The organism is Acinetobacter sp. MYb10, from assembly GCF_002980175.2.
Lineage (GTDB): Bacteria > Pseudomonadota > Gammaproteobacteria > Pseudomonadales > Moraxellaceae > Acinetobacter > Acinetobacter guillouiae.
The window spans coordinates 4,314,307-4,337,458 of record NZ_CP058272.1; the positions used below are offsets into that span (position 1 = coordinate 4,314,307).

20 protein-coding genes and 2 tRNA genes are annotated in these 23,152 nt (G+C 38.5%); 10 read left to right on the forward strand and 12 right to left on the reverse strand.

All coding sequences use genetic code 11. The features are described 5' to 3' along the window. Nucleotides 1-8 precede the first annotated feature (8 nt). From CQZ96_RS20110 to CQZ96_RS20120, 3 genes are all read right to left on the reverse strand, one after another. Nucleotides 9-998 carry an aldo/keto reductase gene (locus tag CQZ96_RS20110; protein ID WP_004717077.1) on the reverse strand — a complete coding sequence of 330 codons (990 nt, stop codon included), beginning with the start codon at nucleotides 996-998 and terminating at the stop codon, nucleotides 9-11. Then, complete coding sequence (locus CQZ96_RS20115) at nucleotides 995-1,540, reverse strand: hypothetical protein (protein ID WP_004717075.1); 546 nt, start codon at nucleotides 1,538-1,540, stop codon at nucleotides 995-997. The genes CQZ96_RS20110 and CQZ96_RS20115 overlap by 4 nt, the downstream gene beginning before the upstream one ends. A gap of 108 nt (nucleotides 1,541-1,648) precedes the next feature. Then, nucleotides 1,649-2,191: a RidA family protein gene (locus CQZ96_RS20120; protein WP_171287911.1), complete on the reverse strand. Its 543-nt coding sequence runs from the start codon at nucleotides 2,189-2,191 to the stop codon at nucleotides 1,649-1,651. Nucleotides 2,192-2,286: 95 nt separating this feature from the next. Here CQZ96_RS20120 and CQZ96_RS20125 point away from each other — a divergent pair, with 95 nt between their 5' ends. After that, on the forward strand, nucleotides 2,287-3,180 hold the full coding sequence (locus CQZ96_RS20125) for a LysR family transcriptional regulator (protein WP_228722746.1): 894 nt from the start codon (nucleotides 2,287-2,289) through the stop codon (nucleotides 3,178-3,180). Between the two features lie 90 nt (nucleotides 3,181-3,270). Here the strand turns inward: CQZ96_RS20125 and CQZ96_RS20130 are convergent. Beyond that, nucleotides 3,271-3,346, reverse strand: a tRNA-Asn gene (locus CQZ96_RS20130). A gap of 246 nt (nucleotides 3,347-3,592) precedes the next feature. On the opposite strand from CQZ96_RS20130, the gene CQZ96_RS20135 reads away from it, so the two are divergent. Then, entirely contained in the window at nucleotides 3,593-4,072 is a 480-nt protein-coding gene (locus tag CQZ96_RS20135) for a hypothetical protein (protein WP_105713633.1), read from the forward strand. Nucleotides 4,073-4,104: 32 nt separating this feature from the next. Here the strand turns inward: CQZ96_RS20135 and CQZ96_RS20140 are convergent, their stop codons facing one another. The 4 genes from CQZ96_RS20140 to CQZ96_RS20155 all read right to left on the reverse strand — a co-directional run bounded on the left by CQZ96_RS20140 (nucleotide 4,105) and on the right by CQZ96_RS20155 (nucleotide 8,959). Beyond that, the gene (locus tag CQZ96_RS20140) at nucleotides 4,105-5,541 is read right to left on the reverse strand and encodes a cryptochrome/photolyase family protein (protein WP_105713634.1); all 1,437 of its coding nucleotides are present in this window, start codon (nucleotides 5,539-5,541) and stop codon (nucleotides 4,105-4,107) included. 109 nt (nucleotides 5,542-5,650) lie between these two features. Next, nucleotides 5,651-6,133 carry an FKBP-type peptidyl-prolyl cis-trans isomerase gene (locus CQZ96_RS20145; protein WP_004717066.1) on the reverse strand — a complete coding sequence of 161 codons (483 nt, stop codon included), beginning with the start codon at nucleotides 6,131-6,133 and terminating at the stop codon, nucleotides 5,651-5,653. A gap of 143 nt (nucleotides 6,134-6,276) precedes the next feature. Next, on the reverse strand, nucleotides 6,277-7,563 hold the full coding sequence (locus CQZ96_RS20150) for an NAD(P)/FAD-dependent oxidoreductase (protein ID WP_004717064.1): 1,287 nt from the start codon (nucleotides 7,561-7,563) through the stop codon (nucleotides 6,277-6,279). 127 nt (nucleotides 7,564-7,690) lie between these two features. Further along, nucleotides 7,691-8,959 (reverse strand): D-alanyl-D-alanine carboxypeptidase PBP6B, encoded by a 1,269-nt coding sequence (locus CQZ96_RS20155; protein ID WP_105713635.1) that lies wholly within the window; start codon nucleotides 8,957-8,959, stop codon nucleotides 7,691-7,693. Nucleotides 8,960-9,137: 178 nt separating this feature from the next. On the opposite strand from CQZ96_RS20155, the gene CQZ96_RS20160 reads away from it, so the two are divergent. Then, nucleotides 9,138-10,841: a M61 family metallopeptidase gene (locus tag CQZ96_RS20160; RefSeq protein WP_105713636.1), complete on the forward strand. Its 1,704-nt coding sequence runs from the start codon at nucleotides 9,138-9,140 to the stop codon at nucleotides 10,839-10,841. Nucleotides 10,842-10,919: 78 nt separating this feature from the next. On the opposite strand, the gene uraH is transcribed toward CQZ96_RS20160, so the two are convergent. Continuing rightward, a complete protein-coding gene (gene uraH, locus CQZ96_RS20165; RefSeq protein ID WP_004717057.1) occupies nucleotides 10,920-11,321 on the reverse strand; it encodes a hydroxyisourate hydrolase in 402 nt (133 codons plus the stop codon). 611 nt (nucleotides 11,322-11,932) lie between these two features. On the opposite strand from uraH, the gene CQZ96_RS20170 reads away from it, so the two are divergent. Together CQZ96_RS20170 and CQZ96_RS20175 are read left to right on the forward strand one after the other, a co-directional pair. Then, nucleotides 11,933-12,358, forward strand: coding sequence for a hypothetical protein (locus tag CQZ96_RS20170; protein ID WP_228722815.1), 426 nt, complete (start codon nucleotides 11,933-11,935; stop codon nucleotides 12,356-12,358). A 264-nt stretch (nucleotides 12,359-12,622) separates the two neighbouring features. Continuing rightward, nucleotides 12,623-13,042: a hypothetical protein gene (locus tag CQZ96_RS20175; RefSeq protein WP_105713638.1), complete on the forward strand. Its 420-nt coding sequence runs from the start codon at nucleotides 12,623-12,625 to the stop codon at nucleotides 13,040-13,042. A gap of 74 nt (nucleotides 13,043-13,116) precedes the next feature. Here the strand turns inward: CQZ96_RS20175 and lipA are convergent, their stop codons facing one another. Continuing rightward, the gene (gene lipA, locus CQZ96_RS20180; RefSeq protein WP_004717052.1) at nucleotides 13,117-14,130 is read right to left on the reverse strand and encodes a lipoyl synthase; all 1,014 of its coding nucleotides are present in this window, start codon (nucleotides 14,128-14,130) and stop codon (nucleotides 13,117-13,119) included. 202 nt (nucleotides 14,131-14,332) lie between these two features. On the opposite strand from lipA, the gene sthA reads away from it, so the two are divergent. From sthA to CQZ96_RS20205, 5 genes are all read left to right on the forward strand, one after another. Then, nucleotides 14,333-15,748, forward strand: a complete 1,416-nt coding sequence (sthA, locus tag CQZ96_RS20185) for a Si-specific NAD(P)(+) transhydrogenase (RefSeq protein WP_004717049.1) — start codon at nucleotides 14,333-14,335, stop codon at nucleotides 15,746-15,748. 140 nt (nucleotides 15,749-15,888) lie between these two features. Further along, a complete protein-coding gene (locus tag CQZ96_RS20190) occupies nucleotides 15,889-16,956 on the forward strand; it encodes a 4-phosphoerythronate dehydrogenase (protein WP_105713639.1) in 1,068 nt (355 codons plus the stop codon). Then, nucleotides 16,953-17,927, forward strand: coding sequence for an EF-P lysine aminoacylase EpmA (epmA, locus tag CQZ96_RS20195; RefSeq protein ID WP_105713640.1), 975 nt, complete (start codon nucleotides 16,953-16,955; stop codon nucleotides 17,925-17,927). The genes CQZ96_RS20190 and epmA overlap by 4 nt, the downstream gene beginning before the upstream one ends. Before the next feature lie 86 nt (nucleotides 17,928-18,013). Further along, nucleotides 18,014-19,318, forward strand: a complete 1,305-nt coding sequence (locus tag CQZ96_RS20200) for a hypothetical protein (protein WP_105713641.1) — start codon at nucleotides 18,014-18,016, stop codon at nucleotides 19,316-19,318. Continuing rightward, nucleotides 19,317-19,389 (forward strand) — tRNA-Glu (locus tag CQZ96_RS20205). The genes CQZ96_RS20200 and CQZ96_RS20205 overlap by 2 nt, the downstream gene beginning before the upstream one ends. Before the next feature lie 106 nt (nucleotides 19,390-19,495). Here CQZ96_RS20205 and CQZ96_RS20210 read toward each other — a convergent pair. Beyond that, a complete protein-coding gene (locus tag CQZ96_RS20210) occupies nucleotides 19,496-20,737 on the reverse strand; it encodes a multifunctional CCA addition/repair protein (protein ID WP_105713642.1) in 1,242 nt (413 codons plus the stop codon). Between the two features lie 113 nt (nucleotides 20,738-20,850). Next, the gene (locus tag CQZ96_RS20215; RefSeq protein WP_105713643.1) at nucleotides 20,851-23,121 is read right to left on the reverse strand and encodes an NADP-dependent malic enzyme; all 2,271 of its coding nucleotides are present in this window, start codon (nucleotides 23,119-23,121) and stop codon (nucleotides 20,851-20,853) included. Between the last annotated feature and the right edge of the window lie 31 nt (nucleotides 23,122-23,152).

Genomic DNA, 23,152 nt, shown 5'->3' on the forward strand with positions numbered 1-23,152 from the left:
CTGTTGCTTTAAGCAGTTTCGATACCTGTCCAGCCTGCATCTGGATAACGCTCACCCTGTATCTGGTTAGGTGCAAAAAGCTGATCAAGTTGTAGAATTTGTTCATTCGTGAGGCTAACCTGATTGGCTTTAAGGTTATCCTGTAAATAATTTAAATGTCGTGTTCCAAAAATTGGGGTGACATGAGCATGTTTGCGCAGTAACCAAGCTAAGGCAATTTGTGCATTGCTGTGTCGCCATGACTGACATAAGTCGCTAAATTTTTTCAGTAATAGCTGGTTTGACTGAAAGGCTTCACCCTGTAATCTGGGTAAGTTTTTTCTGAAATCATTCTCAGCCATTGTTTCTGGATTTAAATCTGCTGTGAGAAATGCACGTCCTAAGGGACTATAAGCAACAAACTCAACATTCAGTTGCTGACAAGTATTTAATAAACTTTGTTCAGGTTCACGTGACCAGAGTGAATATTCACTTTGGACTGCAGTAACAGGCGCAATAGCACAGGCTTTTTCTAAGGATTGCGCTGAGATTTCAGAAAAGCCAAAACTTTTGATTTTGCCTTCTTGAACCAAATCTGCAAGCGTACCAGTAACATCTTCAATTGGGATTTCAGGTTGTCTCCGATGACAATAATATAAATCAATTTGTTCAATACCTAAGCGTTTTAATGAAGCCTCACAGGCACTACGGATATAATCTGGCGTATTATCAATACGGCGTTTATAGTGATTTTCAGCACGTACAATACCGAATTTGGTCGCAATCACCATTGCCTCTCGTTCAGTTCGATAGTGTGCAATAAATTGCCCCAATAACTGTTCATTGTGCCCATGACCATAAGTATCCGCAGTATCAAAAAAATTAATACCTGCATGAAATGCTTGTTCCAAAATTTGTAATGAGTTTTGATCATTAGTTTGACCATAAAACTCACTCATTCCCATACAACCTAAACCCATTGGTGAAATTTTAAGGTGTATTTGACTTAATTTTTTCATTTTGATTGACCGTTAATGATGAGGTGATCTTTAGCCCATGAATCATGTAACCATTTTTCAGTTTTGCGGTGGCCAGGAAAACTAACCCAGACAATATCCCTTTCAAAAATAATAGGTCGTTGGTTTTTACCAATAATGACCCAAAACCAGCGGCCATCGTTTAAGTTGCGCATTTTGACTTTTATGCCTGCAATCTTTTGTGTTTTTCCATTGATATGCACATTTTCATCATGCTGATCGATCCAATGAATTTCCCGATGTTGTAGTAAGTCTGGTGCATAGTGTTGTAGAAAATTATCACTGATTTTTTGCGCTTGGGCTTTTGTGGGTAAATGACCGTTGAGTAGGTTTCCATCTAAATATGAAAATCCTTTTAAAGCGCCTGTTTGATCCGATAAATAACTGAAATTTTCGCCATTCAGTTTGAGTAATGGTAATTTCTGATAGCGGACCAATTGCACATGCTGTTGGTCGCTCAGCACATCTTGTTGATACACTTTTTGATAATGAGAGGGTAAAAATTCAGACAAAAAGTGAGTCATATTATTCTCCTGCGTCGTTGTGATTATTGCTGCTGGATCATTTGCAGAACATGATGTGATCAGTAGTGTACTACTGAGAATGAATGCATATTTCATATGATTGACGCCCTAAAAAGTTGAAGTTTTATTTGGGGGGATCACGGCAATAGCTTCGACTTCTACCAAAACATCTGGATGAAATAACTGTGCAACACCAATCAGGCTACTTGCTGGTGGCAATTCAGCATGAATAAATTGATCGCGAACTTTACGAATTGTTGCAAGCTGATCAGGTTGTAAATTACGGACATAAATGGTCAGTTTGACCAGTTGTTGAGTATTCACATTTGCGTGATGCAATGTTTTTTCAATATTTTGAAAAACCAAGAGCAGTTGTTGTTCAAGACCGGCTTGTAAGATGTCACCATTTTCTGTGATAGGGACATGCCCAGATAAGTACATCGGTTGCCCTTGTTCTACAATGATTGCCTGTGAAACATTGGGAATTGTGGCGTATGTTGGGTTGATAGGGCGTAATAAGGTATTTGGTGCTGATGCGTGATGCTGCTGCTGCATGGTGACCTCAGATGAATTTTTATTTTGTGCATGTGTAAGAGGACTGTTAAACAACAGACCCAATAAAATAGCGAATATGTAAAATTGAGATGACATATTTTGAGCCTATGAAAAAACAATAGAGAGATTGTGCTTAAATTTCATTTTTTATAGAATAGTCATTATTGATGGTTTTAAATTCCAAAAATGAAATGTTAGATGATCTGAGTTTATTTATCGCAATTGTTGGGGCGGGAAGTTTTAATAGGGCTGCACAACAACAGAATATACCCGCAGCTACACTGACGCGTCGCTTGCAAAAATTAGAAGAGAGCTTGGGGTGTAAGCTATTACACAGGAACAGCCGAGGTTTGAAATTGACTCAGGAAGGGCAACGTTACTACGATCGCTGTCAGCCCTTAGTTAGAGCGTTACTGCAAAATACCCATGAAATAAAAGAGGAAACTACGCAGGTTAAAGGTCAAATCAAAATTCTAGCACCGATGAATCTGGCAATATTTCCGTTAAAACAGTTTTGGAATACCTTTCTACAAAGATACCCAGAGATTGAACTTGAATTACAACTGGACAATGCTTTAGATGATTTAATGGCTCAGGGGGCAGATCTCGCCTTACGCGTAGGTAAAATGGCCAATAGTGCCTATATTCAAAAGCGGCTGGGAAGTGTTCAAACCTGTATTGTGGCATCACCAGATTATTTAGATCGGCATCTCATTCAGTCACCACAAGATTTAGATCAACAAGACTGGTTATTGGCATCTCCCTTAGAACAACTTGAACTTAGGCAACATCAACACAGTTATACCTTTAAAATTCAGTCGTATCGTTTGAAAGTGAATGAAATCAGTTTATGTGTAAATCTAGCAGAACAAGGACTAGGATTAAGTTATGTTCCATTGACTCAATGTGAAGATGCCTTGAATTCAGGCAGATTAAAAAGGGTGCTTCCTGATTGGCAATTACCGATTCGAGATGGTTATGCTGTGTGGCAGGCGCAAAAGGTCATGCCTGCTCGTGTACGCGTTTTTATTGAAGAGTTAGCTGAGTTTTTCCAGCAACAAACATGGAATGATACTAACCTATAAAAGTGGATGGGTATTCTTGTCTATTTGTCACACCCAGTGTCTAGTCTTGAAATAAAAAAAGCCCACTTTGATAAGTGGGCTTTTAGAATTTGGCTCTCCAACCTGGGCTCGAACCAGGGACCTGCGGATTAACAGTCCGTCGCTCTACCGACTGAGCTATTGGAGAATCTGAATGCGATTATAAGGATATATCTTTATGGGTCAAGCCTTTCCTGTCATCTTTTCTTCATTTGTACACTGTATGGTTTTTATTTGAGCAATCTATAGATAAATTAAAAAAATTGATTCTGACAGTTGCAATAGTGAAACGGTCTTGTTAGATTAAAACCATAAAGAGTGTTTAAGTTTGACTTAAACAGTGTGGATTTAAAACCAACTTGCCAGCACTAAATGGCTAAACAGGAGACAGCGAATGAATACGCTTACTATTTCTCAAATTTTTGAAAACTTCTCATTCTATCAAGAAAATTATCTTTCAATCCTGCAAGATTCTGAACAATATTTTATCCAAGTTGAACAAGCCTATTTAGATGTTTGGCCATTTACTGAAAAAAAACTGTATTTGGGCGATCTGTTACAACTTTGGTTTAGTGAAAAATGGCTCATTAATACACCGTGTCGATTATTAAATTCATCCAGTCAGGTTTCATCAAGTTCAGACACGCAAGCTACTCAAAAACCAGTTCAACGTACACAAGATTTTTATCTATTTCAATTGAGTGGAAGTACCTTATCAGGTTCTAACCATGCGCAAATCTGGTCAGTTTCAGAACAAAAAGTGCTTTATGTTTCTTTGGATCGCATCTTTAAATATTACTGCTATTTTGAATCGATTGAACGCCCAAAAAACCATCCTCAAAATCCGTTTAAATTGTTTCAACACGCGATTTAATCAAACCATTGAGAACGCTTTTAAGTGAGACTTTAAATCTGCTTAAAAGCTTCAATTGCTCGAATACGACTTTGTTTTAAATCCACAATTGGCTTTGGATAGTTGAGCTCAATATTGGGATTTTTTGCATAAGGTTCATGAATGGTTTTTGCGTCTAAATGTGCAAGTTCTGGAACCCATTGTCGAATATAATCACCTTGTGCATCGAATTTCTGCGATTGGCTGATAGGGTTAAAAATCCGGAAATAAGGTACGGAATCAGTTCCTGTGGATGCACACCATTGCCATCCGCCGTTATTGGCAGCCAAATCCCCATCAATAAGATGTTGCATAAACCATTGCTCACCTAAACGCCAATCAATCAATAGGTTCTTGGTGAGAAACATGGCGACAACCATACGGATCCGATTATGCATCCAGCCTGTGTGAAGTAACTGGCGCATACCTGCATCGACGATAGGAATCCCTGTCTGACCAGTTTGCCAAGCGCTTAAATCATTTGGAGCATCGCGCCATTGTAGCTGCTGTGTGGGCATTTTAAAGGGCAAGTGCTTTGACACACGCGGGAAATCAAACAGGATATGCTGATAAAACTCACGCCAAAGTAGTTCATCGAGCCATGTTTGTTGACCAATATGATCAATAGAAAAATGTCCAAATTGTGCTCGAAAGAGGGCATTGAAACACTGTCGAATTGAAAGGATGCCTATATTTAAATAGGCTGAGAGCTGGCTGGTGGCTTCAATTTGGGGGAAATCACGCTCGAGTTGATAATGACGGACTTTGTTTTCAATAAAATCATCCAAGACATTCAAGGCATATTGTTCGCCAATTTGCCACTGCTTGTTGATCTGATTCGGATCGAATATAAAACCAAGCTCGGCCAAAGTCGGCAGGGAATTGTTATTCAATTCACCCACATCTATTGCATCATTTAAGGCTTGAGTCTCTGGAATAGGGAAGCATTGCGGGATCGAAATACTGAATTGTTCATAGCAATATTTTTTAAATGCACCGAAGACTTGATAGGGTTGATTGGATTTATTGCGAATTGAACCGACAGGGAACAAAGTGCGATCATGATATAAAACCAAATCACGGTTACTTTGATTCAGTTGTGTTTGAACTTGGAAATCTCGATTTAACTCATTAACACCGCACTCAATATTGGCGTGTACATTTTCAATTTCCAGTTTTTGACAGAGTTTATCGATCTTTGTTGCAATATTTTCCCATAAGGGAACAGTGCGGATAATCAGCGGAATCTGAATGGAAGCAAGTTCTTGTTGAATGGCTTTAATTTGACGTAAATAAAAATCAAGCTTAATTGGTGAATCGTCATGCATCCGCCATTGTTCAGGCGAAAGAATCACCAGTGCAATCACAGGACCGCTTTGCGCTGCATGCCATAGGGCAGTATGGTCTTGAATACGTAAGTCTTGACGGAACCAGAGAAGTTGTTTTTGCATAGGATTGATAGGAATGGATTCATTCACACTAGATTTTCATCAATTTAAACCAATACGCATAAAAAAGGCAAAGTAAAAACTTTGCCTTTTCGATCAGATCAATCAGATCTTAGTGGTGATGACCACCTGCACCGTGTACATGACCGTGCTCTAATTCTTCTGGAGAAGCATCACGGACTTCTGCGATTTCAACTTCAAAAGTAAGATCTTGGCCAGCTAATGGGAAGTTAGCATCAACGATGATGTTGTCGCCTTCGATTGCTTTAACAGTAACGATTTGAACACCATCATCAGTTTGAGCTTGGAACTGCATACCAGCTTCAATGTTCTCAACACCTTGGAACATTTGAGCAGGAACTTCTTGAACGAGGTCAGGGTTATATTCGCCATAACCTTCAGCAGCTGGGATAGTTACTGTAAATTTGTCACCTACAGTTTTACCTTCTAAAGCTTTTTCTAAACCAGGAATGATGTTACCTGCGCCATGTAAATATGCAAGTGGTTCACCTTGTGATTTATCGAGAGTTTCACCCTCAGCGTTAGTCAGCGTATAGTGGAAAGAAACCACGTTGTTATTTGCAATAGCAGTCATGTTATTGATCCATTCGGTAATCGATAATTTTAAGGCTACATCATAAAGTGAAAAGCAATTTTTGTAGACTAAAATTACTAAAAAATTGCATTTTCATCTGTATTTTGACCATTTTTTCATAAATATGGGCAAAAATTTAAATTTCAATGCAATTTTATTTTTGGCGCGATTTTTCGTGTAACAAAATCTTTAGCCGTTAACAAGCCTGCATGAGCATAGCCATATATCGTCGCTTGATGAATACGATATAAAGACACATACATCGATTTTGCCACGAAGCCTTGAACATTGACCTGACCAAGTAGCTCACCGACCGCTTTATTTTCACTAAGTGATACCAGTGAGCCTTTGTCTGCGAACTGGAACATTGGCTGTGGTCGCCCTTTGATACGTGCATTCATTGCATCTACAAGAAATGAAGCTTGTTGACTTGCGACTTGTGCACGTGGACCAAGTGGTGCTTCTCTTGCATCTAAAATACAGTGGGCGCAATCACCAAAGGCAAAAATGTTTGGATCAGCCTGAGTCTGTAAGGTTGCGTATACGTTTAAACGCCCCATGCGATCTTTTTCAAAGCCTGCTAAATTGGCAATTACTTTAGGGGTTTTTATCCCTGCTGCCCAAACTTTTAATTGCGCTTCTACGGAAGTGCCATCACTAAAATAGACTTTTTCAGCATCTACTTTTTCAACACGTTTGCCCGTTAATACATCTATTTTCATTCGTTGTAATTGCTGTGTGGCATGCTCTGCCATTTTTTCAGAAAGTGCTGGTAAGATACGATCAGCGCCTTCAACTAAAGTAATTTTGACATTGTTTGGGTTAATTTTATTTAAACCATATTTATAAAAGTTCTGTTTGGCTTGAACCAACTCAGCTGAAAGTTCAACACCTGTTGCGCCTGCACCAATCACGGCAATGTGTAATTCACGATCAATATTTTTATTTTGAGCATCTAAATACAAGTGTAGTAAGTCCTGTTGGAAGACTTCTGCTTGTTGACGACTGTCGAGATAATGACAAAACTCTTTAACCCCAGGCGTATTAAAGTCATTGGAGACTGAGCCGACGGCCAGAATTAAAGTGTCATAATGCAGTGTGATTTGCTCTTGATTGGATTCATATTTACTGGTTTGGGTTTTGCTAAGCTCGATGGTTTTGTTATCACGATCTAAATGTTCAAAACGGCCCAAGACAAATTCATAGTGATGCTTGGCTGCATGCGCATAGTAATTGGTTTCTTCATCACTTGGGTTCATGGTGCCAGCTGCAATTTCATGCAGCAATGGTTTCCAGATATGGGTGAGTTTTTGGTCAACAAGGGTGATTTTGGCTTTTTTACTCTTTCCAAGCGTATCACCGAGTTGTGTCACCAGTTCTAAACCACCAGCGCCACCACCAACAATCACGATATGATGTAGATTTGACATAGAAAACCTAAATTGTTGTTATGAAAATAGAATGGCATAAATATGCCATTCTATTTAATTGTTTAGGTTTTTTTTGTATTACAGGTTACATAATTATAATAAATCTAAGTAAATTGGTTGGTTTTAATTAAATTCCAAAAATTGACTTGATCCATTCTATTAAACGTTCAAACCAAGAGGCTTGTTCGATATGCACTTCATCTTCAATATCAAAACTTTGAATCAGTTGATTGTTTTGGTAAACATTCACTTTTGCCAAATGCATGATCTTTTCTAAAGGTGCGGTAAGTGATGTCTCATTCAGTTCAACATTCAAATGGGTTTGAGTTGTTGTAAGCGGTTCAACTGTTGCCAATAGACCATTTGCTTCAGTTTTCATAATACGGCTATTTACAACATCAAAAGTCGCTAAATCAATTGGTGTCGCATCGCTATATAAAGATGTGGTAATGAGTTGAGGTTTTTTTGCTTCAACCTTAAACATTTTCAAGGTGGATTTAACTACAGGAAGCTCAGCAATCAGCTGTTTGTCTTTAATTGCGACTTCATCACGGGTGTAGGCATAGCCCAAGTTTAACAATTTATGTGCAATTTCCGCGCGTTTAACTGCACTTTTTGCACCCATTACCACCACAATTAAACGACGATCAGGAGACTCTGTAATAGCAGAAGGACGATGCGCTGTCAGTGCTAAGTTATAACCGGCTGCTTTGGTAAAACCTGTTTTTAAGCCATCTACACTTGGATCAGACTTTAAAACGAGATTGGTAGCATGATGAAAATGTTGGTTATAACTAAAACTTGGCATCACTGAATAATGCATATATTCAGGGGTTTGTGATGTCACTGCTTGACCTAAGATCGCCATATCATGAGCTGACGAAAAATGATCAGGCATGGTAATACCGGGAGGGTTGGCAAAATGAGTATCCTTCATTCCCAAGGCTTGTGCTTCTTGATTCATACGAGCAACAAATGCAGGTACGCTACCTGAGATACGTTCTGCCAGTGTTACTGCTGCATCATTGGCAGACATCACAATCAATCCAGCAAGAAGTTGGTCAATTGAGATTTGCTCACCTTGCTTTAGGTACATTTGAGATTCATCCCATTGCACCATCTGAACCACAGGGGTTGTAGTAATAATCTCTTCTTTTTTGATATGACCCGCTTTGAGTTCTTTCAACGCAATATAAGCGACCATCATTTTGGTCATGGATGCTGGTGCGCGCTGTACATGACTATTATATTCAGCAATGGTTTGACCCGATTGCGTATCTAATATTGTCCAAGCTTCAGCTTCAACAGATTGCGGATTAATATTAAGTAAAGCGGCGTTAACAAACGTGGAGCAAACCAAGCCAGTTATCGCGATAAAAGAAGCAAGAATTTTCAACAGATTTACCTTTAAGCCAATCCTATGGCAAGAGTGCATAAACTTTGCGAATGCTATGCCTTTTTTGCACTCTTCGCTAGTCAGAATCGTAGACAATTTCGACTAAAATCGCCTGACTTTGTAAAAAAATGCTAATCTAATTGGTAATTTCTCACTGTCTATTTTCGAATATATATTTATGTTGCATTATCAGATTGAATTTGACGATTACCGTCAGCACCTCATTCATGTCACATTGCGCTTTCTGGCGAACCCTACCCAAGTTTTGTCACTTCCTACATGGATTCCTGGTAGCTATTTGATCCGTGAATTTTCTAAACATATCGAATCTGTGAAAGCCTATGATGAAGCGGGTCGTCAACTGCAAATTAATAAGTTTGAAAAAAATAAATGGCGTTTATATAACACCGACCATGAACTGATTACTGTTGAATATGATGTTTATGCCTATGACCTTTCGGTACGTGGTGCGTATGTCGATCAAACCCGTTTATATGTCAATCCTGCTTGTGTCTGCCTAGGGTTGCAAGACCAAGAAGAATCAGCAATCGAAGTTGAAGTATTTTTACCTGAAGAATTAAAGCATTTTCAAATTGCCGCAGGTTTAGAGTCAAGAAGCTTGGTGAAAGGGCGCTATACCTTAAAAGCCAACAATTATGCACAATTGATTGATGCACCATTTGAATTGGCGGATCAAACCCGTTTTAGTTTTGAAGCGAACGGGATTCCACATGAATTTGTGGTTTCTGGTCAGCATACAATGAATGCAGCGCGTATGAAGCAAGACCTTGAAAAAATCTGTAGTACAGAAATTTCAATGTTTGGTTCAGCGCCTTTTGAAAACTATACTTTTATGACTATGGCAACTGGCAATAGTTATGGTGGTTTAGAGCATCCTAATAGTACTAGCCTGATTTCGCCACGTGATGATTTTCCTAAAGCAAATGAACCTGTAGAGCCTTCTGCGGATTATCAACGCTTCCTTGGGTTGTGTAGCCATGAATATTTTCATTCGTGGTTGGTTAAATTTATCCGCCCTGAAAATTTTGCAAATTATGATTTGGATCAGGAAGGCTATACCTCACTGTTATGGATTTTTGAAGGTTTCACCTCTTATTACGATGATTTGATTCTGTATCGCAGTGGTGTGATTTCTCAAGCATCTTATTTAAAGTTGTTAAAAGGGCAAATTGATCGTTATCTACAAAATCCAGGACGTTTTATTCAATCTGTTTCAGAGTCTAGTTTTGATGCTTGGATTAAATTTTATCGTCAGGATGAAAATTCAAATAATGCTGGAACCAGTTATTACAATAAAGGCTGTTTAGTTGCACTCAGTTTAGATTTAGGTCTACGTTTACGTGGTTCTAGTTTGGATGCCTTAATGCGCCGTTTGTATGAAAATACCCAAAAGGGCATGCAAGTCAATGAGCGTACGATTGTCGAACTGTGCAATGAACTGACTGGTGATAATTGGATCGAACAGATTAATCATTTGATTAATACCACAGATGAATTACCACTGGATCAATTGTTCCCTGAATTTGGTTTGAGCTATAGCTTGCAAAATGACAAAGCACTTCCATTTGGTTTGAAAGTTGCTGAAAAAGCTGAGGGTGTCATCATTCAGCAAGCGCGTCGTGATGGTGTTGGTGCTAAAGCGGGGCTGTCTGCCAATGATGTGATCATTGCGATTGATGGTTTAAAAGCGTCTGAAAAACTTTTAAACCAATATGCAAAACAGCAAGGTCAATTTACGGTTTATGCATTCCGTCGTGATGAGTTTTTACAATTTGAGTTGCAAGGCGGCGAAGTTGCGTTGACTACGGTTGAGTTAACTGTATTAGATCAAGCCAAAGCTGAGAAATGGTTAAAGGCTTAATTAAGTTGTGTACCAAGAAAAACCGATGTTAAAAAACATCGGTTTTTTTTTGCCTAAAATTTAACGTGGTATGATCAATCAATTACCACGATATGTTGAATATCCATAAGGGCTAATCAATAGTGGAATATGATAATGTTCAAGACTTCCATCAATCACAAAAACCACAGGAACTTCTGGAAAAAAAGCACGTTGGTTATTTTGTTTAAACCATTCACCTGTTTGAAAAGTAACCTTATAGACACCTTTATCTAATACTTTGTTTTCAGGGTATAAGGATGAAATTCGCCCATTACTGTCTGTGCTTCCTTCATTAATTTTTACCCATTTATCTTTTTGTTGCGCTTCGAGAATGACTTTAACATTGCTTGAAGGTAAGCCATTTTCAAGATTTAATACATGTACGCTTAATGGATTTTGGGCAAAACAAAGCCCAGAAAATAGGGTTGCTGAAATAGCTAAAGTTAATTTTTTCATCATCAATTTTTACTAAGACTAAAATCACTATGTTAAGGTCAAGTTGAAGTGTTGCCGTTAAAAAAATGTAAAATTATATTAATCGTTAAAATTTAACGATGTATTAAAAATAAAATAATATTGATTTAACAATAAGATAGATAATTAAAGTAATAGATAAGACATTATTGTTAAGAGATTTCTAAATGAAATGCTTAGGCTTGCAAACGAGCCAGTCTAAAAAACGATGCGTATTTTATTTAGATGCTTACATAAGTGAGAAACCGATTTGACTGGATAAATACTCTATAAAAATTTTGTCAGATTTAAACTTAGCTACTGTTCTTGGCGATTTATACGACTATTTATAATGTGATTCGAGACAGTCAAAAAACTGAATCAAACCTTAGTCTTGTGGTTTTTTAAATGGTATAGTCAAAGCTTATTGTTAATTTTTTATAAATAAAATATTAATCAACTATTTATAGTTGGTGCTTAAATCTAGTCCAGTATGTACTTTGTCGTGGTCTAACACGATGTGCGAATCATACATTCGGCAGTGAGAAGGAAAATATAATATGAAAAAATCTCTTTTCAACATTCCACGGATAGTTTTGTGTTGCGTTTTGCTATTGGTGACATCTGTTGCACGTGCAGACGGTACAGGCAAGCTACAGTTTTTATATACGGCTTATTTAGATGTGCCTGCCTTAATTTCAAATATGCTTGCGTCCTGTGAGCAATTTGATCCTTCGACGAGAGTTGAGTTACAACGATTGTATGATCAATGGAATCAAAAGCATGGACGTTATCAGAAAGAGTTGCAACAGCTCTTATTTAAGTTACTTAGCGAACAAATGGGAGAAACAAAAGCACAGGAATTCGTTACCCACCTCAAAACAGAAGTTCAAAATGAGTTAGGGAGTCTGTATTTTCCGCAGAATCATACGTGGACTGACAACTGGTATTGCACAAAGGGGCTACCTGACGAATTGACAGGAAAGGGCTTAATGTTGGATTACGCAGACTACGTTGAGGAACTTAAGCAGAAAGTAAAATAAAGACATTTATTTTAATTTAAGCGACTTTCTGATTTTGAAATCAGTCAAAGTCGCTAAGTCGATAAATCTGCAATGATTTATTTCAACCCAAATCTGCAACAAAAGTAAAACGAGGTAAATAAGCTAAAGCGTCATCCATTTTTATATTCATGATTCCCAGTTAAGAGAAATCAACATATTTGTCATTAAACTTTCTAACTGTATATTTTAAAATCATCCAACAATAAATTTATTCTAAATTCATAATACAAAAGGGTAATGTCAATGAAAAAGCGTTTCTTAAAGCTCTTCACAATTGCATGTGGTTTAGGCATAGCTCCACTTGGATTTGCTGTAAATTGTTCAAGTACAATCAGCAATAATACTGTGGCAAACTTAACTGTACCAGCAGGTGCAACATGTACCTTAAATAGTACATCTGTTGAGGGAAATGTGAATGTACTCAATGGTGGGAGTTTGATTTTAAATAATTCTTCAGTAAGTGGAAATGTGCAAGCCAACACAGCCAAAGTATTAAAGTTGCTTAATTCTTCTGTTGAGGGGGATGTGCTTGCAGGTCAGGTATCGTCAACATTGAGCCTAAATAAATCCATGATTTCAGGAAATTTACAATGCTCTACACTGACGAAACTACAAAGCAGTATGAGTAGTGTTGAAGGTAAAACTACAGGGAAGTGTCGTTAAAGATCAAAAATATCTGTCAAAAAAGCACTCAATATTGAGTGCTTTTTTGACGCTTAAATTTTTTGAACAATGACTTAAGCTTCGATGGCTTGTACCGCAATTTTTTTCGCAGGATCAACTTTACGACGTACCACTGGAACAGGTTCACCATAATATTGACGATCTGCAAAATAGCTTGAACGAACCATTGGAGCAGCCCAGATATTTCTGAAACCAAGTTTGTGACCGTGTGCAGTATAACGCTCAAATTCTTCTGGTGTAACAAAACGGTCAATTGGTGCATGTTCTTTAGAAGGCTGTAAGTATTGACCAATTGTCACATAATCAACACCGTGTGCATGTAGATCATCTAACAGGGCAATCACTTCTTCTTCGGTTTCACCAATACCCACCATCAAACCACATTTTGTTGGCACATCCGGGCAGTATTCTTTAAACATTTTTAATAAGTTTAAAGAATGTTGATAGTCTGAACCCGGACGCATCGCTTTATAGAGGCGAGGTACTGTTTCGATGTTATGGTTAAATACATCTGGTGGACATTCGGTCATGATCCGTAGTGCAATATCCATACGACCACGGAAATCTGGAACCAATATTTCTAATAATGTTTTTGGACTGAGTTGACGTGCTTCTTGAATACAATCAACAAAATGTTGCGCACCACCATCTAAAAGATCATCACGGTCTACAGAGGTAATCACTGCATACTTTAAACCAAGATTGGCGATGGTTTCTGCCATATGACGAGGTTCATCAGGATCAAGTGCATTTGGACGACCATGTGCAACATCGCAGAACGGGCAGCGACGGGTACAAATATCACCCATGATCATAAAGGTTGCAGTACCACCACCGAAACATTCTGGAAGGTTAGGACAAGCTGCTTCTTCACACACAGTATGTAATTTTTGTGCACGTAAAGTGGTTTTGATTCGTTGAACTTCATCAGGCGCAGCCATTTTGACACGAATCCAGTCCGGCTTTCGTGGTGCTTCAACCGTGGGAATAACTTTTACAGGTATACGAGCAACTTTTTCCGCGCCACGTAATTTGACACCCTGTTCTGGTTTACGGTTCTCTGACATATTCAACTTTTCCACTGTTTTCTACGGGGGAGATTATGCTCATTATAGCGGAAATGCAAAAAGATAGGGCAAAAACACTATTCATATACTAAATGTCGTTATCACAGAATATATGCATGCGAAATACAGAAAATTGTTTTGGTTTAGGTCATAATATCGCATAAGACAAGAGATAGACTGAATTTACTATAAGGAGCTTTGAATGCCACGTAAGAAAGAAGTCGTTAGTGGGAAATTTGTGAAATACGATGCGGTCGTACTTGGCTCTGGTCCTGCTGGTGAAGGCGCGGCAATGAAGCTTGCTAAATCGGGTAAGCGTGTTGCAATTGTAGATATTCGTGAGCAACTTGGTGGTAACTGTACCCATGTCGGCACCATCCCAAGTAAGGCTTTACGTCAGACAGTTTCAAGTATTATCCGTTACCAACGTGATCCAATGTTTAAAAAAGTAGGGGATTGGAAACAATTCACTATGAAGCAAGTTTTACGTAATGCCCACAAAGTGATTCAACAGCAAGTTGATACACATTCACGTTTTTATGACCGTAACCATATCGATGTATTTCATGGTCGTGCATATATCCAAGATAAAAATACGGTGATTATTTTTAGCGAAGATGGTGTTAAAGAAACTTTAGTTTTCAAACAGCTTGTGGTCGCTACAGGCAGCCGTCCTTATCACCCACAAGGTTTAGACTTTAATCATCCGCGTGTATTTGATTCAGATAAAATTTTAGATCTGGATTATCCAATTCATAAAATTATCATTTATGGCGCAGGTGTAATTGGTTGTGAATATGCATCTATCTTTATTGGTTTAGACCATAAAGTTGACTTGATCAATACACAGCATCAGCTGCTCAGTTATCTTGATGATGAAATTGCTGACGCGTTGTCTTATCACTTACGTGAACAAGGCGTGTTGATGCGTCACAATGAGCAAATTGATCATTTAGAAACGTTTGATGATCATGTGGTCTTGTATTTGCAAAGCGGTAAAAAAATTAAAGCTGATGCCATTCTTTGGTGTAATGGCCGTTCAGGAAATACCGATGGTTTAGGTCTTGAAAATGTAGGCATTACACCAAATAGCCGTGGGCAACTTGCGGTAAATGACCAATATCAAACCGAAGTTGAAAATATCTATGCAGCAGGTGATGTTGTGGGTTGGCCATCCCTTGCTTCTGCAGCATATGACCAAGGTCGTTGCGCTGGTTCAAATATGAGCGGCGAAGAAAATGTTAAACCAGTGAAAGACATTCCAACGGGGATTTATACCATCCCTGAAATTTCATTCTTTGGTAAAACTGAAAGTCAGTTAACTGCTGAAAAAATTCCATATGAAGTTGGACAAGCATCATTCCGTCATTTGGCGCGTGCGCAAATTACAGGGGATACAGTTGGTGAACTTAAACTGTTATTCCATCGTGATACCTTAGAGTTATTAGGTGTGCATTGTTTCGGTAATAATGCGGCTGAAATTATCCATATTGGACAGGCGGTGATGCAAAGTGGAAACAATACCATTAAGTATTTTGTTGAAACGACATTTAACTATCCAACAATGGCAGAAGCCTATCGTGTTGCAACATTGAATGGTATGAATCGTTTGTTCTAAACAAATATTCAGAATTAAAAACCCGTAAGTCATCTTGCGGGTTTTTTTATGCCATATTTAAAAAATTTGATGTATGAACTGCATAGTCTTAAGTGGTTCAAAGGTTTATCATAGCGGCAGTTAAACTTGTGGATGACGCTATGAAAATTGTTGCAGATGAAAATCTAGCATTTACTGAATATTTCTTTTCAGAATTCGGAACCATTCATCAAGCAGCAGGACGCAATTTGACTCATCATGATGTTAATGATGCAGATGCGTTATTGGTACGCTCTATAACAAAAGTCAATGAACAGTTGGTCCAAGATACAGCACTAAAATTTGTTGGTAGTGCAACCATAGGTACAGATCATCTAGATATTCCAGCATTAGAAAAGCATCAAATTGCATGGTCAAATGCAGCAGGTTGCAATGCACAAGCCGTTGCAGAATATGTGATTACGGCTTTACTGCATCTCAATCAAGATTTTCTAGATTTAGGGAAAAAGTTTACTTTAGGCATTATTGGTCTAGGCAATGTGGGAACACGATTAGCATATATGGCTCAGTTGTTGGGCTGGAATGTAATTGGCTATGATCCCTTGGTACAACGAGAAAATGTTCAGCAAGTTGAATTTGACGCTTTATTAAAGAAAGCCGATGCGATCAGCATACATGTGCCTTTAACCCAAACAGGGCCGTTTGCAACACATCATTTAATCAATGCTGATGCATTGGCGCTAATGCAGCCAGAGACCATTTTAATTAATTCAGCGCGTGGTGCTGTTGTTGAAGAAGCAGCATTAATGGCAGATATCTTAAAAACACGTCGTAAAGTGGTGTTGGATGTTTTTGAACATGAGCCTGAGATTTCACAACGTCTACTGGATTTAATTACAATCGTGACGCCACATATTGCGGGTTACAGTCTCGAAGGTAAAGCACGCGGTACTCAGATGATTTATGATGCATTTTGTAAAACATTTGCCTATACCGCACATAAGAAATTTGAATCACAATTACCAGCATGTGAACAATATTTTTATGGCAATAACATTAAACAAACGCTGAAAAAATACTTAGCTGAAATTTACAATATTCAGCGAGATGATGAAAATTTAAGAGATTGCTTAAAGGATGGCAAGGTGGATCAAAAAGCTTTTGATTACCTTCGTAAAACTTATCCTTTGCGCCGTGAATGGGCTGCTCATGGAGGGCCAAAAGCATGAGCATAGATTTTAAACCAACATGTGATATTCAGGCGCTTAAAGCACGAGCAAAACTCTATAGACAAATTCGCCAATTTTTTATTGAGCGTGATGTTTTAGAGGTTGAAACTCCGATCTTGTCTCAAGCGGGTGTAACTGATGTCCATCTGGCTTCTGTACAGGCTCAGCGTCATGTACATGGCAAAAAACAAACGCATTATTTACAAACTTCACCAGAGTTTGCCATGAAGCGTTTATTGGCGAGTGGTAGTGGTGCGATTTATCAAATTTGTAAAGTTTTTCGAGATGATGAACATGGGCGTAAGCACAATAGTGAATTTACCATGTTGGAATGGTATCGTCCGCAATTCAGCTTGAAAGATTTGATGCTAGAAGTCACTGATTTATTAAATGTGGTTTTGGCTGAATGTTTTGGTGAAGTTCGACCAACCGTACTCAGTTATAAACATGCATTTATCGATCGTTTGGACTTGAATCCACTGCAAGCAACATTGCAACAATTAAAAGATGCAGCACACCGTGTAGGACTCAATCTTGATTTGGGTGATGATCGTTTAGCCTATATTGATTTGTTATTTTCTCATATGGTTGAGCCAAGTTTAGGTTTTGATACGCCGGTATTTTTAACTGATTTCCCCCCAGAATTGGCCTCGTTGGCAAAGACCAAACTGGATGAGGACGGTGAGTTAGTTGCTGCACGTTTTGAGCTCTATATTGAAGGGTTAGAACTTGCCAATGCCTATGATGAGTTAATTGATGCTGAGGTTTTGCGTAGTCGTTTTCAAGCAGATAATACTGAGCGTGAAAAACTGGGTTTACATGTGATGCCAATCGATGAATATTTGCTCGCTGCTTTACCAAATATGTCAGATTGTGCGGGTATTGCTTTGGGAATTGATCGTTTGTTAATGGTGGTGATGAACCAAATGAAGTTGGAAAGGGTGATTACATTTCCTGCGGATGCCTCTTAAACAAAATTTCACCTATTGTGCTTTTGAATGGATAATAGGTGAATATGATGAATTAAAATACTCGTTATACGAGGAACAATAAAAATATGAATGATATTGAGTTTTTATATCAATCCTTGAATGAAAGAAGACGTCCAGAAGATATCGCTGAAATCATCAGAAAAATTGTTGGATCTAATTTCAATTCGCATGAGCGTCAAATATTAGAAAAGGCAGCACAGTTTGCATTAGTGCGTAGAAGTATTGCTTATACTTCGATGTCTGAGGATTTTAGAAGTGTCGTTGGAGCACAAAAGCAAGTTAATACTGCAAATACACTTTTTCATTTTCAAGCAACTGCTGAATTGGACTACTGTAAAACAGAAAATATTCAATCGCTTCTACAGCATATAGAATCAGTTTTATTTAAAAAGATCCAGCATAATGATTTTGCCAAAGATAGACTAAATAAAAATGAGCGTGATAATTTACAACTACAATTATCAAAGCGGCAATATAACAAAAGATGGCGTTTAGCAAAACGGATAGAAAAAAAGCAACAAACAATTCAGAAAGAACAGCAAAAACTGGAATATGAAAAAATTGCAAAACATGGTTTCGCTCATCATATTGGCCATGAGAGTTTTACTCAAGATATCAATACAGCATGTTTTATTGCGTATTATACTGCTCGATGTAACTTACGTAGTGTTTTTACCAATGCATCACAAGAACAGCCATTTGATGAAATTTGTGAGATGCTTTTAAATCGATGCAAAAAAAGTCAAACAACGAATTGGTGGGCTATCGCACAGCTTTATATTACGCCAGAAGTCTTAAAAAAATTATCGGAAATTCAAAAAGGGAATTTATTAGGAAAATGGACAAGTGTTTTGGAAAATATTGCTGATTTTTTACAAGAACTTTGGCGAAGCAATAATATTGACAGACAAACCATGATCGTAAAAAAGGGAAATGATTCTTCGACTTGGAATCACGCAGCAGGTGCTTGGAATAAAGCACGTGATCAGTGGATGCAGTTGATTTATGCAATTGGTTTAGAAGCAATATTGGATGATATCTGTTTTGGTAAAGTGTTACGTTTAATGGCAGCTGATGTTGCTGCATGGCATTTTAAGTCAGGTGGACAACTTGATCCAAATACACTTGTTTGGTCTCAATTGCCTCTACCTTGGGAAGTTTTACAAGGGCAAGTGGTTTGTACAAAAAGCAAAGTAATTAATCAATGTTTAGCAGTGAACTTAGACCCTGAAAAATCTGGTTGGATTGCACCAAAATTACATGGTATTGTGCAATTTAAACCTACTCCAGAGTTAGTTCATGGAGTAGCGGTTAGTAATCCATTTTTAGCAAGTATTTTGAAAAGGAATAAATTTTTTTCTGGTAAATGATAGGTTAGTTCAGTGGTAGAACGTTCGGCTCTCGGACCGAATGGACGCAGGTTCGAGCCCTGCACCTATCGCCCTTTTTCGATAAATTTATAATCAAGTGGTAAATATTAATTCTTTCAAATTTTTATGGTTGCAAATTAGAATCAAAAAAGCCTCTCATTACTGAGAGGCATTTTTTTATACCGTATGATGATGATGACCTAACTCATGCTTTAAATCAGCAATCGCTTCAATACGTTTTTGAATCAACATTTCACCGATATCTGGACCTTGAATATCTGAGGGTAAATCCGATGCTTTAATCGTGCGTACAGTTTTCATTGCATCTAATAGATAATGCGCTTGTGGGTATTCGCGATTTTCTAAGCCTAAACGGCCTTTAGCATCACATTCACAGGCTTGCGCAAAAGCTTCGACCCGCTCAGGACGACGTAGCACATCTAAACGCTGTAACAAACGCCATAAGGTGCCTGCTTTTAAGGTAAAAGCCTGATGACATTTTAAATGTTCTTTACATACTGCTAGAGCAAGCTGTTTCGTTTGAGTAGGTACACGTAAACGATCACATACATCTGTGACAGGCTGAATCCCACGTTCTTCATGCATGATATGACGAGGTAATTCATCTTTTGGTGTTAAAGCTTTGCCCAAGTCATGTACCAATACAGCAAAACGAACATCTAAAGAATAATTGGCTTTACATGCTTGCTGTAAAGACATCAATGTGTGAATACCGCAATCAATTTCAGGATGATATTCAGGTCGTTGTGGAACGCCAAACAGGGCATCTATTTCAGGAAAGAGCACTTTTAATGCACCACACTCACGTAACACTTCAAAGTAAACATCGGCATGACGTTCCATTAAAGCACGAGAGGTTTCTTTCCAAACACGTTCAGGTGTCAGTGCTTCTAATTCGCCAGATTCAGCCAGTTGACGCATCAATGCAAGTGTTTCATCGGCAATACGAAAACCATATTGTGCATAACGAGCAGCAAAACGAGCCACACGCAGTACGCGTAACGGATCTTCTGCAAAAGCGTCTGAAACGTGACGTAGGATTTTATGCGCTAAATCATCTTGTCCATGATAAGGATCATACACTTGACCTGCTTCATCCATCGCAATGGCATTGATGGTTAAGTCACGACGAATTAAATCCTCTTCTAAGGTGACATCTGGATCGGTAAAAAACTCAAATCCATGATAACCGTGTCCCGATTTACGCTCAGTACGGGCTAGGGCATATTCTTCTTTTGTTTTGGGATGTAAAAACACAGGGAAATCTTTCCCAACGGGTTGATAACCTTGGGCAAGAAGTTGCTCTGGCGTAGCGCCAACAACAACATAATCCTTTTCGTGATAGGGATGACCGAGTAAATGATCTCTAACGGCACCGCCTACTAAATAAACTTGCATGAAAAAACCTCTATTCCTAATGCCATCATGCAACAGAATAGAGGTTTTCTCAAGTACAGAACTTGAGTGATTGACTAAAGTTCTGCGGTATTGATGTTAAATTGACTTCAAGCTTAGCCTTCAGCTTGTTGAATCTCTGCAACGGTTAAAGCTGTCATATTAACTAAACGACGTGTTGTCGCTGTAGGTGTTAAAATATGTACAGGTTTAGCAGCACCAAGCAAGATAGGACCAATAGTCACATTATTGCCTGACGTTGATTTTAACAAGTTGAATGAAATATTTGCCGCATCGAGATTTGGCATAATCAACAAGTTCGCTGAACCTTTGAAGCGTGAATTTGGGAATGCAAAATGACGAATATTTTCATCAAGTGCAGCATCTGCATGCATTTCGCCATCTACTTCTAATTCAGGTGCGATTTCAGTCAAGATTTCAAATACTTTACGCATTTTTTGTGCACTTGGATCATTTTGATCTGAACCAAAGCTAGAATGCGAAAGTAATGCAACTTTTGGCGTCATACCGAAACGACGAACTTCTTCAGCAGCTAAAATAGTCATTTCAGCAAGCTGTTCAGCAGTAGGGTTGGTATTTACATAAGTATCAGCCATAAAGATATTACGATCTTCAAGCATCAATGCATTAAGCGTAAAGAAGTTATTACGACCTTCTTTTAAACCAATCACATTTCTCACAAAGTCTAAATGGATATCATAACTTGCATAAGTACCGCATAGCAGACCATCTGCAAGACCATGACGAACCAACATTGCTGCGATCAAGGTAGAACGACGACGTGTTTCACGTTGTGCATACTCAGGCGTTACACCTTTACGTTGCATCAAGTTGTAATAGTCATCTGCAAACTTATCGTAATCAGGATTCTTTTCTTGATCTACGATGGTAATATTTACACCGTGTTCAAGACGCAAACCTAATTTTTTGATATTTGCTTCAATGACTGCAGTACGACCGACCAAAATAGGTTGTGCCAAACCTTCATCTACTGCGATTTGAATCGCACGCAATACACGTAGATCTTCACCTTCAGCATATGCAATACGTTTAGGTGCAGTTTTCGCTTGTGCAAAAATTGGTTTCATCATCAATGCTGAATTATAAACAAATTCAGATAGACGTTGACGATAAGCCGAGAAATCCGCAATTGGACGACTTGCAACACCTGAATCCATTGCAGCTTGTGCAACAGCAGGAGCAATTTCAAGAATTAGGCGTTGATCAAGTGGACGTGGAATTAAATAATCACGACCAAATGATGCAGATTTTTCACCATAAGATGCGGCATCCGCTTCAACATGTGCCATACGTGCAATTGCATGTACACAAGCAATTTTCATTTCTTCATTAATCGTCGTAGCGCCAACATCTAGCGCACCACGGAAGATATAAGGGAAGCAAAGCGCGTTGTTTACTTGGTTCGGATAATCTGAACGACCAGTAGCCATGATTACATCTGGACGTACTTCATGCGCATGTTCAGGTAAAATCTCTGGATCTGGGTTTGCCAATGCAAAGATGATTGGATCAGCCGCCATAACTTTAACCATTTCTTTGGTTAAAATGCCTGCCGCAGAAAGGCCAAGGAACATATCGGCATCTGCAATCACATCTGCAAGTTGAGTACCCTCAATATCTTGCACATAACGCTTTTTAGACTCATCCAAGCCTTCACGTTTAGTGGTCAATAAACCGCGTGAGTCAGCAACCACGATATTTTCTTTTTTAGCACCAATTGCACATAGCAAGTCTAAACAAGAAAGTGCCGCAGCACCTGCACCTGAAGCAACAATTTTGATTTCGTCAATTTTTTTGCCATTGAGTTGCAAAGCATTTAGAAGGGCTGAACCTACGATAATTGAAGTACCGTGTTGGTCATCATGAAACACAGGGATTTTCATGCGTTCACGAAGCTTTTGCTCAATATAAAAACACTCTGGTGCTTTAATATCTTCGAGGTTAATACCACCAAAAGTCGGTTCTAAAGCCGCAACGATATCCACAATTTTGTCAGGATCATTTTCAGCAATTTCAATATCAAAAACGTCTACACCAGCAAACTTTTTAAATAATACGCCTTTGCCTTCCATTACAGGCTTAGATGCTAATGGACCAATATTACCTAGACCTAAAACGGCTGTACCATTACTGACCACTGCAACCAAGTTGCCACGAGCAGTATAAAGCGCTGCTTTTGAAGGGTCTTTTTCAATTTCTAAACAAGGCGCTGCCACACCTGGTGAGTAAGCAAGCGCAAGGTCATGTTGATTGACAAGTTGCTTACTTGGCGTAACGCTAATTTTTCCTGGTGTTGGAAATTCGTGATAGTAAAGGGCTTGCTGTTTTAAAGATTGATCATCCATCTGAATCTCGATTATTACATGTTCCAGCGAG